Source organism: Yoonia sp. BS5-3 (genome assembly GCF_038069655.2).
GTDB lineage: Bacteria > Pseudomonadota > Alphaproteobacteria > Rhodobacterales > Rhodobacteraceae > Yoonia > Yoonia phaeophyticola.
The window spans coordinates 2,852,002-2,867,812 of the sequence record NZ_CP150951.2; the positions used below are offsets into that span (position 1 = coordinate 2,852,002).

At 54.5% G+C, this 15,811-nt stretch carries 13 protein-coding genes and 1 riboswitch; of the genes, 6 read left to right on the forward strand and 7 right to left on the reverse strand.

Going from position 1 to position 15,811, the window contains the following annotated elements:
• Positions 1 to 15: 15 nt before the first annotated feature.
• Both AABB29_RS14515 and AABB29_RS14520 read left to right on the forward strand, forming a co-directional pair.
• On the forward strand, positions 16 to 4,125 hold the full coding sequence (locus AABB29_RS14515; RefSeq protein WP_373636593.1) for a hypothetical protein: 4,110 nt from the start codon (positions 16 to 18) through the stop codon (positions 4,123 to 4,125).
• Between the two features lie 357 nt (positions 4,126 to 4,482).
• Positions 4,483 to 5,997, forward strand: coding sequence for a DUF2235 domain-containing protein (locus AABB29_RS14520; RefSeq protein ID WP_373636594.1), 1,515 nt, complete (start codon positions 4,483 to 4,485; stop codon positions 5,995 to 5,997).
• 49 nt (positions 5,998 to 6,046) lie between these two features.
• Here the strand turns inward: AABB29_RS14520 and nqrF are convergent, their stop codons facing one another.
• The 6 genes from nqrF to AABB29_RS14550 are packed head-to-tail and all read right to left on the reverse strand — an operon-like array spanning position 6,047 to position 11,892.
• On the reverse strand, positions 6,047 to 7,267 hold the full coding sequence (nqrF, locus tag AABB29_RS14525) for an NADH:ubiquinone reductase (Na(+)-transporting) subunit F (protein ID WP_341366230.1): 1,221 nt from the start codon (positions 7,265 to 7,267) through the stop codon (positions 6,047 to 6,049).
• Between the two features lie 12 nt (positions 7,268 to 7,279).
• Positions 7,280 to 7,888 (reverse strand): NADH:ubiquinone reductase (Na(+)-transporting) subunit E, encoded by a 609-nt coding sequence (nqrE, locus tag AABB29_RS14530; protein WP_341366229.1) that lies wholly within the window; start codon positions 7,886 to 7,888, stop codon positions 7,280 to 7,282.
• A complete protein-coding gene (locus AABB29_RS14535; RefSeq protein ID WP_341366228.1) occupies positions 7,888 to 8,541 on the reverse strand; it encodes an NADH:ubiquinone reductase (Na(+)-transporting) subunit D in 654 nt (217 codons plus the stop codon). The genes nqrE and AABB29_RS14535 overlap by 1 nt, the downstream gene beginning before the upstream one ends.
• Complete coding sequence (locus AABB29_RS14540; protein ID WP_341366227.1) at positions 8,541 to 9,356, reverse strand: Na(+)-translocating NADH-quinone reductase subunit C; 816 nt, start codon at positions 9,354 to 9,356, stop codon at positions 8,541 to 8,543. Before AABB29_RS14540 ends, AABB29_RS14535 begins: the two co-directional genes overlap by 1 nt.
• Positions 9,349 to 10,548 (reverse strand): NADH:ubiquinone reductase (Na(+)-transporting) subunit B, encoded by a 1,200-nt coding sequence (locus AABB29_RS14545; RefSeq protein ID WP_341366226.1) that lies wholly within the window; start codon positions 10,546 to 10,548, stop codon positions 9,349 to 9,351. The genes AABB29_RS14540 and AABB29_RS14545 overlap by 8 nt, the downstream gene beginning before the upstream one ends.
• Positions 10,549 to 10,551: 3 nt before the next feature.
• Complete coding sequence (locus tag AABB29_RS14550; RefSeq protein WP_341366225.1) at positions 10,552 to 11,892, reverse strand: Na(+)-translocating NADH-quinone reductase subunit A; 1,341 nt, start codon at positions 11,890 to 11,892, stop codon at positions 10,552 to 10,554.
• A 171-nt stretch (positions 11,893 to 12,063) separates the two neighbouring features.
• Here AABB29_RS14550 and AABB29_RS14555 point away from each other — a divergent pair, with 171 nt between their 5' ends.
• Positions 12,064 to 13,092 carry an FAD:protein FMN transferase gene (locus AABB29_RS14555; RefSeq protein WP_341366224.1) on the forward strand — a complete coding sequence of 343 codons (1,029 nt, stop codon included), beginning with the start codon at positions 12,064 to 12,066 and terminating at the stop codon, positions 13,090 to 13,092.
• 22 nt (positions 13,093 to 13,114) lie between these two features.
• A complete protein-coding gene (nqrM, locus tag AABB29_RS14560; protein WP_341366223.1) occupies positions 13,115 to 13,357 on the forward strand; it encodes a (Na+)-NQR maturation NqrM in 243 nt (80 codons plus the stop codon).
• On the opposite strand, the gene AABB29_RS14565 is transcribed toward nqrM, so the two are convergent.
• The gene (locus AABB29_RS14565; RefSeq protein WP_341366222.1) at positions 13,354 to 13,545 is read right to left on the reverse strand and encodes a hypothetical protein; all 192 of its coding nucleotides are present in this window, start codon (positions 13,543 to 13,545) and stop codon (positions 13,354 to 13,356) included. The genes nqrM and AABB29_RS14565 overlap by 4 nt on opposite strands.
• 176 nt (positions 13,546 to 13,721) lie before the next feature.
• Positions 13,722 to 13,864: riboswitch (FMN riboswitch) on the forward strand.
• 72 nt (positions 13,865 to 13,936) lie between these two features.
• On the opposite strand from AABB29_RS14565, the gene AABB29_RS14570 reads away from it, so the two are divergent.
• Both AABB29_RS14570 and AABB29_RS14575 read left to right on the forward strand, forming a co-directional pair.
• Positions 13,937 to 14,794, forward strand: coding sequence for a DMT family transporter (locus AABB29_RS14570; protein ID WP_341366221.1), 858 nt, complete (start codon positions 13,937 to 13,939; stop codon positions 14,792 to 14,794).
• Between the two features lie 74 nt (positions 14,795 to 14,868).
• Positions 14,869 to 15,765 (forward strand): hypothetical protein, encoded by an 897-nt coding sequence (locus AABB29_RS14575; protein WP_341366220.1) that lies wholly within the window; start codon positions 14,869 to 14,871, stop codon positions 15,763 to 15,765.
• Positions 15,766 to 15,811 lie beyond the last annotated feature (46 nt).

A 15,811-nucleotide genomic window follows, 5' to 3' on the forward strand; every position in this document is an offset into this window, starting at 1 on the left:
CCGACAGGAACATAGATGAGACTTCCAGCACGCCCTGCAATGACCACAAAGACCAAAATGTGGCCTTCCCATCTTAAAGGCGAACGCCCTACGCCTTCTCGATTTCCCGGAAAGCCGGGTGTTTTTCGTCCTAAGCGGATTGGGCCGAATTGGAAAAAACTCACCGTGCGCCACGGGCAGCGCCCGGCTGAGCCGCTGATTGCCAAGCAAAATCAGCTACGGAATTTGCCCCAATTTCGCGCGCATGTCCCAAATCAGGGGGCAGGGGCCAGAACACAGGAAGCCAACGTCGAAGAAATACGGGATCAAATCAATAAATTTTTGGACGGCTATTCGAACATAAATGACGATCTTCCGTCCGGTGACATCTTGAAGGCGCAGTTGAAGGCCCGCGGATCTTTGTTGCACAAAATCGAAGCTGGTCTGCAACATCTAGAAGCGACCAACGACATCTCAGAGCTTGGTCAGGACGATGACTACACGTCTTTGGTCCAGTTTGCAGTTAGCCTGCGACTGCCCACATGCGCAAAAGCAGCAGCTCAAGATCCGGAGGTCAAACAAAGTTTCGATAGCTTTGTCGGGAAGATCATCCAAATTCGCAAATTGTTTTCCGACAAACCGCAAGACAAGCCGCATGTCACAAATGCGCTTGTCCATGCCATAGAAAACACCAACCCCGTCAGCGCCACCGGCGCAGAACCGAAGGTTAGAATAGAGGCCGCCAATACCTTACTTGATACCATCATGTTGGGTGACACGCCGCAAAATGATGCAGCGTTGACGATGAAAGAAAGCTTCCCGGGAACACGTTCTGTATTGTCCCATCTGCGCCACGAACGTTACGCCAATGATGTGGCAAGACGCGAGATCCAAGGAATGGATGAGATCCCGCCAGAGATAATTAACCTCGGAAAAGCAAAATTAAATAGTCAAACTGCATCAGATGATGAAGCAATTGCGGCGCTTTCCTATCATGAGATTTTGGAGAATCTGGACGGGGATCAAAAGACCGCAATGCAGCAGAAAATTGATCAAGCTTTTGACGCTGCACGAAAACGCGATACTTGTGAAATTGCGCAAGAAGCACTTGTTGGCGCGGTCAAGTGGGACAAGTTCAGCAAGATTCAAGACGCATTGGACGTCGCGATAAACGGATACGATAAAGCGGCTTTTGGCTTTCGTACAGCAAAACACTACGATCCTGCACATCCGAAAGCGATCGCCAAGATCAAAAGCCTGACCAGGGGAAGCAAGAACGGATCCCTTCTTGTTGCGCGATACCTCATTACAATGAAGGATGCTGAGCAGGCAGAACGTGGCGTTGGCGTAACGCATTCGCCAAAATTGCAAGACCCGACAACACTAACATTTCAAAAAATCATACAGATTTCTGGTATCACGCAAAAGCAGATTGCTGAACTGGGATATAATGCGGACAGTGACGACCCCGCTGCCAAACTGGTGGGTTTTGCGAACGCTGGCGTGGTCAGTGTGAAAGATCTTCAAGCGATGCAGGGAAGACTTGTAAATAGTTCAAGACGTGTGTTGAAAACTACGGCGATCCAGTATCAGGCCAAGAAAGACCTAAACCAAAAAACAATGGGGCTTCTTGCACGTATCCAGGATGAGGCCGCGGCTGACGCCGCCGATGTTTATTATCGGGAGCTTGGGCACGGGCCTGACCCGAATGACGTGACCCTCGCAAAGCAACAAGCCTTCGGCAAGGTCGGAGAAGTAATATCAGGGTATAAAAAACAGGCAGATCCAGACTCCCCTGGCCAGTTCATTTTGACACCATTCGGGGCGAATTTGGATGCAAGCAAAGCCACGTTTGACGCCAAGGGCGTGGACGGTATTGAGTTTCTAAGGCAACGAAAAAGAGTTTTAGACGAAATTTCAAATACCAATTCTGTACCGGACCCAGGCGAGCTAAACTGGGAATCTGTGAAGTGGAAGAATAAGTATGTCAGAGGAAATGCGGAAAGAGTGCAAAAAGCTTTGGAGGCACACGAAGCCGGCAGAATGGATGAATACAATAGGCTGACGGCAGAACTGGCAGGACTAGATGTCGGTACTATGCTTCGTCCACATTGGACGAAGCGACGCGCATTGTCATATCCACGTCCTTCTCTTGCAGAGTTGAAAAGCATGGGTAAGGCCGCAGACAGAATTGTTCTTTCGAAGAGGCTAGATGACATTGACAAGAGAATAGATCGCAACCTTGCCAGTCAGGTAACGATCCTCAAGGATAGAGCTAGATCTGCTCCATCACTTTTTAATGCCGTAAACCGCATGATTTACGCCGCAATTATTGATAAACTTCCCGAGAATTGGGAAACAGAATTGCGAGACGGTAATTTTGAGCCGCGCTTCGTCGTATATGAGAAACGTCATGAAATAGAGGAATTGCTACAATCCTGGGGCCTAGATGTAACAGAAGATTTCAGGCCAGAGTTTGAGCATGCGCTTGCGCTGCCTGTCGACAGCGATGTTTTAGGCGACATGAAAACTGATATGGAGAAATATAGCTTCAAAGAGCTGTTGGAGGGGCCAGCGGAGGCCGAAGGATATTCATTCTACAAAGCGAGTCGTGACCTGTCGCGTTGGTGGACAAAAAGGCGCGACCTTACCGAGCAGATGCGTGATGATTTCACCGAACTCTTCGGAAGGTTAACGCCCGGTGAGGAGTATGACTTGATGTCCGGGGTCGGGGTCGGACTGGACAGTTGGAAGTTTCCCTTAGACCCAGCCAGTTTTTTTCGGCTGCGTGGTCGGCTCGATATATCGGGCATAGATCGGTTCAGGATTAAGGTCGACGATGACGGATCCTATAAAATCCAGGCGAGTTTTGGCGGGAAAGTTAAGTTCACGGGCGACCTTGAACTGCTGCCCGTTGTCTCAGAACTGGGTGACGCTGCAGGCGAGTTCTTTGAAAAAAGTCAGGTTGCCTATGCCCGCGTTGGTGCGCGTATCACGGCGTCAGGCGCGCGCGAGGTTACCAATGGGATCGAGTTGCAATTCGCGGCGGACGACGCAGGTCGGCAGAACGCAGCGAAACTTTTGACAGCGTTGATTGAGGGAACGCGTCCTGCGGCTTCCGTTCTTGAGCCGGCAACAAACATCGCAAAGGTTCGTCGCAGAAAGAATGATGTGCAGGGCAAAGCAGCGCTGATGGGAATGTTTGGCGCGGGAACGCCCGCAGTGGCGGGGGATGGGAATCCGAACGGCACTAGAACCGCTGCCAGAAATATAGTAGATGCTGGCATCGAGCTGCAGGCAGGTTATGAGAGAACCGGTGGCTGGAGCAAAGAAACCGCCGAGAATTCCCAGATGTATGATGTATCTTATACACGGGAAGTTAAGCATCGGTTTTTTGGTTATCGCGAGTTCTATTATGCCGTGCCTACGATATTTTCGGCGATAAATTGGGGTGTTATGACCGGGAGTGGGGCCCAGCGCGAGTTGGATGAACGGGTCCAAAACAACGACGGCAATGGACGCTACAATCCGGGCGATATTCATGCAGGTTATGGTGACTCTTCCAAAGACTTTGCGGAAAAGTCCTTTTGGACATCAGTTGATAAGAAAAGTAGAAGCTACAAGAAGGTTGGTGAAGACAGCCGGACGGTTCTTACAAGCGCCAAGATTACCAGCTATTTGGATGGTGCAAAATCAAAAGACAAAATGGCGGCTGTCGCTTCAGTTCTTCCTCAATCGTTGCGGGATATTCTAAACGATCAAGACGGTTCTACGGAAAAACAGAATCTGGTGGATGAGCTGACAAAAGTATTTAAGCCATTGGAAGACCACGACTTGAAAGACACTATTTTTCAAGTCAATTATGAATTGCATCCAGAAAAGCTTAGCATCGTTCAGCACTTGGAGGAGACAATTTTCGTCCTGGAATCTAAAAATCTAAAACATCTCGCAAAGTCTGTCAGAAACGAAGTTGCTGCCATACTTAAAGACAAGGAAAACTACACGGTACCGAAGATTACATTGCTTCAGAAATCCACTCATGAAACGGAAAAAAATCGCGTCAACACGCTGGTGGTGAAAGCCAAATTGACAACCGAAGTGAAGTCTAGCCGTGTTCTTGCAGAAGCGGATTTGGCGTCGCTCTAAGGTCTCTGTCGCAACTTTTGCGATGATGCAGGTGCAGTTTTCATTGGCACGTCGGTCCAAGTATTACCCTTCTACGCAACGGGTGATGGTTCCTTGATCGTTGCTGTCCGCGGGGTAGCCGTCACATCCGGTTCGGTCGGCTTATCGGGGCACTGGTATGTTCTTGGCGGCCGGCATGCCAAGGCATTGCGATGCGCGGTCCAGATCATTGCCGTTGCAGGCTTGAACTAGACTGCTACGCGACCTTTACGCCAACGCCCAGCTAGAACGTTTTCCCTTGTTTTCTTGACAGATTATAAAATACCCGCAACAGTTGTGAGAATTGATACGATTTCTTTTTTATGTCTGGCTGTTGTGATGCGTAAGTTGATTGTTTGCTGTGATGGCACCTGGAATACCCCGCATAATATGGATGGCGGCACACCGGCGCCTACAAATGTCTACAAATTTTATACCGCGATCACGGGCAGTGATCAGCAGTTGAAATATTACCGTAGCGGCGTTGGCACGAATGGCAGCAGATTGCGGAAATATTCAGGCGGGGCGCTGGGATACGGGATTGATGACGATATCAAAAGCCCGTTCAAATGGCTTTGCGATCATTATCGTGGCCCGACCAAAGATCAGATTTTCGTCTGCGGTTTTAGCCGCGGGGCCTATACTGTGCGCAGCCTCGGGGGGCTGATTGGCAAGGTTGGTCTTCTTGATCACACCAGCGCAGACCTGACCGAGCCCGAAAAATGGGAGGCTGTGACCGCCGCCTATAATTACTATCGCCAACGTAGCGACACCGCCCCCCCGCAAGAGGGCAGCCATGAAGACGTGCCGATCCGGTTTATGGGGGTTTTTGACACTGTCGGGGCGCTGGGGATCCCGCCCGATCTGAACTTTATGCGGCGCATGTTCAATCGCCGAAAATACCAGTTCCATGATACTGTTCTGGGGCAGGGTGTTAAAACCGCGCGCCATGCGGTTGCCATGGATGAGCGTCGTTTCTCGTTCACGCCCACCTTGTGGACCAAGATCGACAGTAAACGCGATATCAAGCAAATTTGGTTCCCGGGCGTGCATGGCGATATTGGCGGCTCTTACGCACAGGCGGGGCTTGGGGATATCACGCTGGACTGGATGATAACTGAGGCGGCCAAATGCGGGTTGGATTTTCAGGAACGTTTCCTTGATCAGCTGTCACCGGATGATCGGGGGCTATTGCACGATTCTGTGCAAGGCGGTTTCAAATGGTTGCGCACCCAGCCGCGCGCTGTACCTGATGTGAACAGTACGAAATATGTGCACGCCTCGGCGCGCCGCCGGTTGGCGAAACCGCCGATCACCCAATCCGATTATTGGCCGACCGGAAAGTTGAAAAAGGGCGCAGCGCCGGTCACCCGAACCATTGGTGCAAAACACCGTTGGTGCGCGACCGGTCTTTATCTGGAGAAGGGGGCGACGTATCATTTTGAGGCGTCGGGCGAATGGCTGGATAAATCCCTGAAAAGCGGCCCGGAGGGGCTCAAGAACAGCTTTCAAGCCGCCGGGCATGCCGTCCTTGCAGGGGTAGGGCGTTTGAAGCGGGCGCTGTTTTCGATAGAGGATGATCAGACCAGCCGGGCGATCCTGTCGCGTCGTCAGGACCAGTGGCCGTGGTTTGCCTTGGTGGGCGTGATTGCCAATGGTGAGCGGCAGCTAAAGCCGGGCGTACCGGAAGAGCAGGATACAGAACCGCCCACGCATCAACCCTTTCTGATCGGCGCGCGAGCGGGCCCTGTGGTCCCGCGTGAAAGCGGCTATCTGTATTGCTACCCCAATGATGCCTGGCACTTTTACGGGAATAATCGGGGAAAGATGACCCTGACAATCCGCAGGGAATAAGTGAAAAGGGCCGGCTCTTTGCAGAGCCGGCCCTTTTGTCTTCTTGCGTTTAGCCGCCGAAATCGTCCAGCATGATATCTTCACGGTCGACGCCCAGATCGAGCAGCATGTTAATGCAGGATGAGTTCATGATGGGCGGGCCACACATGTAGAATTCGCAATCCTCGGGTGCCGGATGGTCCTTGAGATATTCATCATGCAGCACGTTGTGGATGAAGCCGGTATAGCCTTTCCAATCATCCTCGGGCAGCGCGTCTGAAAGGGCGACATGCCAGGTGAAGTTTGGAAATTCTTTTGCCAGCTCGTCGAAGTCTTCGACAAAGAACATCTCTTTCTTGGAGCGCGCACCGTACCAGAAGGTGATTTTCCGATCCCGGTTTTTCAGGCGCTTGAGCTGGTCAAAGATATGGCTGCGCATCGGGGCCATGCCTGCACCGCCGCCGATAAAGACCATTTCTTTTTGCGTATCGCGGGCAAAGAATTCACCAAACGGGCCAGAGATCGTGACCTTGTCGCCGGGCTTGAGGTTGAAGATGTAAGACGACATCTGTCCCGGAGGCACGTCGCTGCCCGGAGGAGGGGAGGCGACCCGCACGTTCAGCATGATCAAGCCCTTTTCATCGGGGTAATTGGCCATGGAATAGGCGCGCTCAATCGGTTCGGATACGGTCGATTTGTACTGCCACAAGTTAAACTTGTCCCAGTCTTCCCGGTACTCTTCCTGAACATCAAATTCCTTGTATTCAAGCGCATGCGCAGGCGCTTCAATCTGGATATAGCCGCCCGCACGGAAGTTCACATCTTCCCCTTCGGGCAGTTCCAGCACCAGGTTTTTGATAAAGGTCGCCACGTTTTCGTTGGAGCGCACCGTGCATTCCCACTTTTTGACGCCGAACACCTCTTCGGGGACTTCGACCTGCATGTCTTGCTTGACGGCCACCTGACAGGACAAACGATCGCCGCAAGCTGCTTCACGCTTGGTAATGTGGCTTTCCTCGGTCGGCAGGATCGACCCGCCCCCTTCATGGATGCGCACACGGCATTGGGCGCAGGTTCCGCCGCCGCCGCAGGCGGATGGCACGAACAGTTTCTGTTCCGCCAGCGTTTGCAGCAGCTTGCCACCCGCAGGGACTGAGATCGTCTTTTCCCCGTTGATGGTGATGTTCACGTTGCCGCTGGACACCAGCTTGGACCGGGCGGCCAGGATGACCGACACCAGCGCCAGAACGATGATGGTAAATAGAAGGATACCAAGACTAAAGGTTGCCATTTCAGTCGTCCTTTACAGTTTCACGCCAGAGAAAGACATGAAGGCCATGGCCATCAGTCCGGCGGTGATAAAGGTAATCCCCAGCCCTTGCAGGCCATCGGGAATGTCCGAATATTTCAGCTTTTCGCGCACGCCCGCCATTGCGGTGATGGCCAAGGCCCAGCCAAAACCGGAAGACACCCCGTAGGTGACGCTTTCGCCAAAGTTATAGCCACGCTCGACCATGAACAGAGATCCACCCAGGATCGCGCAGTTTACTGTAATCAGGGGCAAAAACACGCCCAACGCATTGTAGAGCGGGGGGAAATACTTATCCAGAACCATCTCAAGGATCTGCACCAGCGCCGCGATCACCCCGATATAGGAAATCAGGCCCAGAAAGGTCAGATCCACATCCGAGAAACCAGCCCAGGAAAGCGCACCGGGCGCCAGCAGATAGGTCAGGATCAGGTTATTCGCCGGCACCGTGATCGATTGCACGATCATCACGGATATCCCAAGCCCAATCGCGGTTGAGATTTTCTTGGACACCGCGATGAAGGTACACATCCCCAAGAAGAAGGACAGCGCCAGATTTTCAACAAAGATCGCCTTAACGGCAAGAGCAAGATAGGCTTCCATCAGTGTGCATCCACCGTTTGAATTTTATATTCGCGCTCTTCCACCTGGGCAGGTTTCCAGGACCGGAAGGCCCAGATGATCAGCCCGATGATGAAGAAGGCGGATGGCGGCAGCAGCAGCATGCCGTTGGGCACATACCAGCCGCCATTGTTGACCGTTGGCAACACCGTAATGCCAAACAGGCTGCCCGAGCCGAACAGCTCGCGAATGAAGCCGACAAGCATCAGGATCAGCCCATAGCCAAGCCCGTTGCCGACACCATCGATAAAGCTGTCCAGGGGCGGGTTTTTCATGGCAAAGGCCTCGGCCCGGCCCATCACGATACAGTTTGTGATGATCAGCCCGACAAAGACCGACAGCGTCTTGGAAATCTCAAACGCGTAAGCCTTGAGCACCTGATCCACCAGGATCACCAGCGAGGCAATGATCACCATCTGCACGATGATCCGGATCGAGCTTGGGATATGGTTGCGGATCATCGAGATGAACATCGATGAGAACCCGGTCACCAAAGTCACCGCGATGGTCATCACCAGCGCCACTTGCAGTGATGAGGTCACCGCGAGTGCCGAACAAATCCCCAAGACCTGCAAGGTGATCGGGTTGTTGTCGACCAATGGATCGACCAGCATTTCTCTGCGTTTATGGGCCATTACACGCCTCCCGCTTTGAGATTTTCAAGGAAAGGCGCATAGCCAGATTCGCCCATCCAGAATTTGATCAGGTTATCGACCCCAACCGAGGTCAGCGTCGCGCCCGCAAGCGCATCGATATGGTATTCGTCGCCAGCGGCAGGGGCGGTTTTGGCGACGGTGATCTGTAGATCACCATTGTCGTCGCGCAGCCGCGCACCAGACCAAAGGGCACGCCAGCGCGGGTTGTCCACCTCAGCCCCCAGCCCGGGTGTCTCGGCATGATCATAGAATTGCAGGCCAAAGACATCATTGCCGTTCTCTTCGAGCGCGATGAACCCGTACAGCGTGGACCACAGACCGTAACCGTGGATGGGCAAGATCACCTTGTCGATCGCACCTGCGTCATCGCGCAGCAGATAGACCGTCACATAGTCCGACTGCCGCCCGATCCCTGCGGGATCTTCTTCCAGCGCTTCGGATGTGGCCGGATCATCGGCTGCCGCGCGATCATCAAAGGTTGCCGGATCAAACGCGTCGGTGAACTCACCTGTTTCCAGGTCAAGCACATGGGGCTCAAACGCTTCAAAGGCCTCAAGCACGTCAATCGACGGGTCGTAGATACCGGCGACCTGCAGGATGTTGATCTGCTTGTCTTTCAGCGCATTCACGGCCTGTGCGGGGCGCAGCGCCACCGCCGCAGCGGAAACCACCATGGACGCTACCAGACACACCGCCACCGCAACAACGAAGGTCTTTCCAACGGAATCGGCGGGCAGGGCCAGGAATTTTTTGATCATGCCTTTTGGCGCGGTTTGCTGTTCATCATCAGGCATGTCGCTTTGCCCTCCGCTTAATGTTGGCTTGTACGACGAAATGGTCAATCAGCGGCGCGAACACGTTACCAAACAAGATCGCGAGCATCATACCTTCGGGGAAGGCCGGGTTAATCACGCGGATCATCACAACCATGACGCCAATCAGTGCCCCATAGATGTAGCGACCCATATTCGTATGTGCGCCTGACACCGGTTCGGTCACCATAAAGACCAGACCAAAGGCATAGCCGCCCAGCACCAGATGCCAGTACCACGGCATGGCGAACATCGGGTTCGTATCTGATCCGATCAGGTTCAGCAGCAGCGAAAAGCCGATCATGCCGCCCAGACAGCCCAAGACCATGCGGTAATTGGCGATCTTCGTGGCCAGCAGGAACGCCAGCCCCAAAAGCGCCGCAAGGGTTGAGGTTTCGCCCAATGACCCCGGCACAAAGCCCAGGAAACTGTCCCACCAGGTCATGCCGCGCGCGGCCAGCGCCTGAAACCCGTCAGAGGCCGATACAGCCAGCGCCGTCGCCCCAGTGAAGCCATCAACGGGCACCCAGACGCTGTCGCCGGACAATTGCGCGGGATAGGCGAAGTAAAGAAAGGCACGGCCTGTCAGCGCGGGGTTCAGGAAGTTTTTGCCGGTTCCGCCAAACACCTCTTTGCCGATGACCACACCAAAGATGATGCCCAATGCGACCTGCCAAAGTGGCGTCGTGGCGGGCAGGATCAGTGTGTAAAGCATTGAGGAGACAAGGAAACCTTCATTCACCTCATGCTTGCGGACGGTGGCAAAGATCACCTCAAAAATACCGCCGGCCACCAATGTGGTGATGTAAATCGGCAAGAAATACAGCAGCCCATGCAACATATTGGCGAAGGGGTTGTTGTAGTTGAACCCGATGCCCAGCGTCTCAATGATCCAGGCACGCCAGCCCGATGCACCGAATTCGGCAATCGCCAGGTTCGTCTGATACCCAGTGTTATACAGCGCCATCAAAATGCAGGGGATCGTCGCCAGAACCACATAGGTCATGATCCGCTTCATATCGATGTAAGACCGCGCATGGGGCGCGGCGGTGGTCACTGTTTTGGGGGTGTATAGAAAGCTCTCGACCATTTCATAGATCGGGAAATACTTCTCCCATTTGCCGCCCTTTTCAAAATGCGGCTCAATGGAGTCAAAGAAGTTGCGCAATCCCATTGCTTATCCTTCCTTCTCGATCTTGGTCAGGCTATCCCGAAGCGCCATCCCGTATTCATATTTTGCAGGACAGGCAAAGCCGACAAGGCCAAGGTCCTCTTCATCCAATTCAAGTGCGCCCAAAAGCTGCGCCTGATCGGTGTCCATCACAAGAAGTGCGCGCAAAAGCTGCGTTGGCAAGTAATCTTGCGGCATCAATTCTTCAAACGTGCCCAGTGGCACCATCGCGCGGCGCCCGCCATTCAGGTTTGAGGTCAACGGAAAGGCCGTTTTTGCCATGGCTGAGCCTAGCACCGGCTGCACCGCAAATTTTGACGCCATCGGGCGGATCCAGCCCATGGGGATCTGCTTTTTGTCTTCTTCAATCAGCGTGATTTGCCTTGCATGGCGGCCTAAATAGCCATCAGCATCAGCCCCTGCACGCCCGCTGAGCACCGAGCCGGAAATCATCCGCACCGGATAATCGGGCAGATCATTGGCGCACAGATCGGGCAGCGAGGCCCCCGCGACGGTCCGCACCAACCGCGGTTCTTTGCAGGCCGGTCCGGTCAGCGCGACAATACAGCGCGGGTCATAAATACCCGTCAGCATCAGCCGCCCGATAAAGATCACGTCCTGATAGCCGATGGTCCAAACGGATTTCTCTGCCGTGGGCGGCGTCAGGAAGTGCATATGCGTGCCCGCCAGACCGGCCGGGTGGGGGCCATCAAATGATGCTGCCCGAACCCCAGGCAGATCGGCACCGGGCAATGCATCGCCGGGTGCGTGGCACAGATAAGTGGTGCCATCGGTCAGGGCTGCGACAGTTTCCAGACCCTTCGCAAAGGCTTCGGCATCTTCGCTGATCGCCAGACGCGGGTCAGCGGCCAAAGGCTCGGTATCCATGGCGGTGACATAGATGGCGATCGGGCTGCTATCGGGGGCAGGAACCTTGGAATAGGGCCGGGTGCGGAACGACGTCCACAACCCAGATGCGCAAAGCCGTTCAGTGATACCCTCGCGGGTGGCAGAATCGCCGATCTTGCTGAAATCAATCGCTGTGCCCGCTTTTTCATCAATATCGATGACAACGCTGATCAGCTTGCGCCGCGCACCGCGATTGATCGAACGGACCCGCCCTGCAACAGGCGAGACGACCTTTACATCAGGTGATCTTTTATCTGTCAGAATGGGTGAGCCTGGGACAACCGTATCGCCCTCAGCGACTGAAATTGTTGGCTTTAGGTCGATGTAATCCTGTCCGATGATTCCAACAGAAGCCACCTTTTCAGACGCATGAATAGTCGCGTCGGGGGCACCCGAAATCGGTAGGTCTAATCCTTTGCGCAGCTTGAATTGCGTCAACCTTGCTATCCTTAGTTTTGATGTTTCCGAGCGATCACTTATGCGGCGATCAGCGCGCGGTTTTGTTACCGCGTACCTGCTAGAGGTTTTTTATTGATTTGACCATAATGAGGTTGAAGAAATTTCAAATCTCGGTAAGCCAGCACGAAATTGTGACGGAAGGGTCCCATCTTGAGCAAGACGACAACAATTTCCCGCCGCACGCTTCTTGGCATGACATTGGCACTGGCCGCATGCAAGAAACGTGGCCAAGTTATTGAAATCATGGGTCTATCCATGGGTACGACATATAATGTCGCCATTGTGGATCATGATGATCAATTCGACAAAAACGAAATCAGAACCGCAATCGATTCTGCGCTCGCTGGCTTCAATAGCAAGCTGTCGAACTGGGAAAGCGATTCTGAGATTGCGCGCTTTAATGCCGCAGCTGCACAAATGCCGGTCACAATGTCGGATGAATTGTCGCAGGTGATGCAGGCATCGGCCTATGTAAATGCCGCCAGCGAGGGCCGTTTTGACACCACTATCGGCCCGCTGATTGAACTTTGGGGCTTTGGCGCACCCGGCGCGGCCGAGATGCCAAATCCCGACGCGGTTGCCCGCGCTATTGAGATGTCAGGTCAAGCCAACATGCTGTCCCTGGGCGCGGGCCAAATGGCGAAGCGTCAGGACCATGCGCAGGTTTACCTTGCCGGGATCGGGAAGGGCTACGGCGCTGACTATATCGGTCAGGTCCTCGAACGCTTTGGCGCGACTGATTATATGGTTGAGATCGGCGGTGACCTTTATGCATCTGGCCGCAACCCTGATGGGATGCCTTGGCAGATTGGGATTGAGACACCGAACGCGGCTGATCGCAGCGTGATTGATATTGTCGGTCTGTCCGGTCTTGGTCTGGCCACTTCGGGCGACTACCGCAATTATTTTGAGGTAGATGGTCAGCGCTATTCGCATCTGATCGATCCGGCGACTGGCTATCCGGTGACGCATAACACCACATCCGCAACCGTGCTGGATGAGAATGCGATGCTGGCGGATGCCTGGTCGACCGCGATGCTGATCCTGGGCCGTGAAAAAGGGCTTGAGATCGCTGAAGCCAATGGCGTGGCCGTGCAGTTCATCGAGCTTGATCGCGCGGGCGGGGCACCTACCTATAAGACAACGCTCAGCCCTCAATTTGAGGCTCTGACCGCGTAATCACTCTGGCTAAGGCAGCATCATGGCAACTTTCGCACTGACCTTTACGCTTCTTCTGTTGATCATGCTGGGCATGTCGCTTGGCGTGATCTTCATGAATAAACGGATCAAGGGCAGCTGCGGGGGGCTGAATGCCATTGGTGACGGGGATGAGTGCCTTGTCTGCCACAAGGAAATCGACCCGGATTCGCCGCTTCGGGAACGTCTGGAATGCCCGCGCGCCCGCAAAATGCTTGAGCGGGCGGGCCTGGACGAACAGGGCTAGCCGGGTACGGCGATCGGGATAAATCCCAATACCAGCAGCCCAGCAGCGGCGGTTATGCCGAACACCCAATATTGATAGCGCGGCCCTTCGGTTTTCCACACCCGGCGATAGCGGAAACCTGCGATGCAGGTCACGCAAAAGATAAGCGTGGCCAGCACGGGGCTTAGGGTGATGCTGCTTGAGATCATGATGCCTCTTTCGGATCAGGTGCCAGGTCGCCCTGGCGTATGTTTGACGTACATAATCCGTACAGAACCTGTATGTACAGTTTCCCGTTTGCGACCTGTACGGGAGGGGCACGTCACTTTTGATCAAACATAAATTGATACACTATTGATATATAATATATCCTGCGCTAGCGTCGGGATGTTCTCAGGGCGGGGTGAAATTCCCCACCGGCGGTATGGGGAAATCCCGAGCCCGCGAGCGCCCGGTTTCGACCGGGGTCCAGCAGATCAGGTGCGATGCCTGAGCCGACGGTTATAGTCCGGATGAAAGAGAGCGGGTAAGCCGGTGCGTGGATGCGCCCGGTATGTCCTGTTTTGCCTTGGGTCATACGCGGCAAGAAAGGACAATGCGATGATCCAGATGGAAATGAACCGGGCGCCACTTGTTGGGCCTTTCTATTTTATCACCGCCGGGGCGCTGTTCGCAGGGTCCAACACGGCGGTGCAGGGGGCCGGAATGCTGCATGGCGTTCCCGCCCCGACAATCGCCTTTTGGCAATATGCGATTGCGCTGGTTGCGGTTTTGCCGCTGCTATGGCGTGCCGGATTGCGGACCCAGCATCTGGTGGCGCATATCGGGCGGGTGGTCTTGGCGGCCATTGGGGTCCAGCTTTGGATTTCCGGCCTCGCGCATGTGCCGATCTGGCAGGCGGTCGCTTTGATCCTGACCTCGCCCGTGTTTGTCACTTTGGGAGCCTGGATTTTCCTGCGCGAGCAGATGACGGCCCCGCGGATTGTCGCATTGCTTGCAGGGGCGTTCGGGGGCTGCATCATTCTGGCACCATGGCATGATGATTTCACCTTCGCCGCCGTCTTGCCCGTGGCGGCGGCCGCATTCTGGGCCGCATCATCGCTTATCGCGAAACGCCTGACCGCGACCGAGAGCGCTGGCACCCTGACCTTGTATCTTTTTGTCCTGCTAGTGCCTATCAATTTCGCCCTGTCTTGGCAGGCAGGCTTTGCTGTAGGCGCGTCAGGGCTGTGGCTGGTGGCCCTGGCCGGGCTCGCGGTCGCGGCGGCGCAATATCTGTTGGTGCGCGCCTATGTGCTTTGCGACGCGGCCTATTTGCAGCCCTTTGATCATCTCAAACTACCGCTGAATGTGATGCTTGGCCTTATTTTCTTTGGCTTTGCGCCAGCGGGGACGATGTGGATCGGCGCTGCGATCATCATCGTAGCAAGTGCCTGGCTGTTGAGGGAAGAGGCTTGATCCGCTCAGGGCGCCATTGAAACGTCAGTAATGCTTACCTATATGGAGTCTATTGATGTAAATCAGGAGATTTCATGCACCGATTGAATAGTCGCTTTCCAACCGTATTGGCTGCCAGTTTGATGATGGCCAATGCAACAACCGCTGATCAAATTGCAGACGGCACGCGCCACGCCTATTTTGCACAATATACTGTTCTGGGGCCGCAACCGGGGTGTGAAGCGGCAGGAATGACCGCTTATCAATTGGATTTTGCGGCCTCCGACGTGCCGTTTGCGGTGGAACATCGCCCGACTGGACAGGTGCAGAGTTACCGTCAAGAAGACAAAAATAGAGTGCCGCAAACAGCGCCGAACGGCACCGCGCAACCCATCGTGGAGGCGATCGTCGTAGAGCCCGAAGAACGATGCTTCATTACGGAGCGGCGGGGCGGCGAACACTTCCAACAAGAGATCGCGTGCTCTGGTGACAGGCAAATCGTTGATCCCTTCGCTTTGCTGGAGGCGCAGGATTTGGCGTTGTCACTTTCCGGGCAGGCGATGGTCTGTGTCTCGTTGACCGGGTCTGCAGTTATGGGCGGGTCGTGGACGGCCAATCTGGACAGCGGCTTTGAACAGGTGTCGCATTCAGGCGCGTCTTTTGCGTCTAACCTGCGCAGTTGTGATGAGGAACAAGACGCACAACCCTCGGTGCGGTTCAATCATGTTATGCGCGGCATCTTGGGGAACCCGACAGAGTGGGGCGGTTACCGTATAAGAGAGGATGAACCAACGGCTGCGGGATTTCACCTGGCCCTGGACAATGTTCCCTTGCCGACCGAAAGCAGTATCGCTTCGCGCTTTAAGGTGCGCGCTAACGCCTATTTCTTTCCGACTTTTGAAGGCGATGCAGACTGCCCTGGTGGCATCTGCCGCGTGCCGACGTCAGAGCCTTGGCTCAGACCCCGACCACACCGCTTGATTTGTGATTAGAGTGGCGTGATCAGATACGGCGCATTTGTCGTCGATGATCTGGTGG

Coding starts and splice junctions, on each gene's coding strand:
- AABB29_RS14515 (WP_373636593.1), top strand. CDS start 16: ATGAGACTTCCAGCACGCCCTGCAATGACCACAAAGACCAAAATGTGG.
- AABB29_RS14520 (WP_373636594.1), top strand. CDS start 4,483: ATGCGTAAGTTGATTGTTTGCTGTGATGGCACCTGGAATACCCCGCAT.
- nqrF (WP_341366230.1), bottom strand. CDS start 7,267: ATGGCAACCTTTAGTCTTGGTATCCTTCTATTTACCATCATCGTTCTG.
- nqrE (WP_341366229.1), bottom strand. CDS start 7,888: ATGGAAGCCTATCTTGCTCTTGCCGTTAAGGCGATCTTTGTTGAAAAT.
- AABB29_RS14535 (WP_341366228.1), bottom strand. CDS start 8,541: ATGGCCCATAAACGCAGAGAAATGCTGGTCGATCCATTGGTCGACAAC.
- AABB29_RS14540 (WP_341366227.1), bottom strand. CDS start 9,356: ATGCCTGATGATGAACAGCAAACCGCGCCAAAAGGCATGATCAAAAAA.
- AABB29_RS14545 (WP_341366226.1), bottom strand. CDS start 10,548: ATGGGATTGCGCAACTTCTTTGACTCCATTGAGCCGCATTTTGAAAAG.
- nqrM (WP_341366223.1), top strand. CDS start 13,115: ATGGCAACTTTCGCACTGACCTTTACGCTTCTTCTGTTGATCATGCTG.
- AABB29_RS14565 (WP_341366222.1), bottom strand. CDS start 13,545: ATGATCTCAAGCAGCATCACCCTAAGCCCCGTGCTGGCCACGCTTATC.
- AABB29_RS14570 (WP_341366221.1), top strand. CDS start 13,937: ATGATCCAGATGGAAATGAACCGGGCGCCACTTGTTGGGCCTTTCTAT.
- AABB29_RS14575 (WP_341366220.1), top strand. CDS start 14,869: ATGCACCGATTGAATAGTCGCTTTCCAACCGTATTGGCTGCCAGTTTG.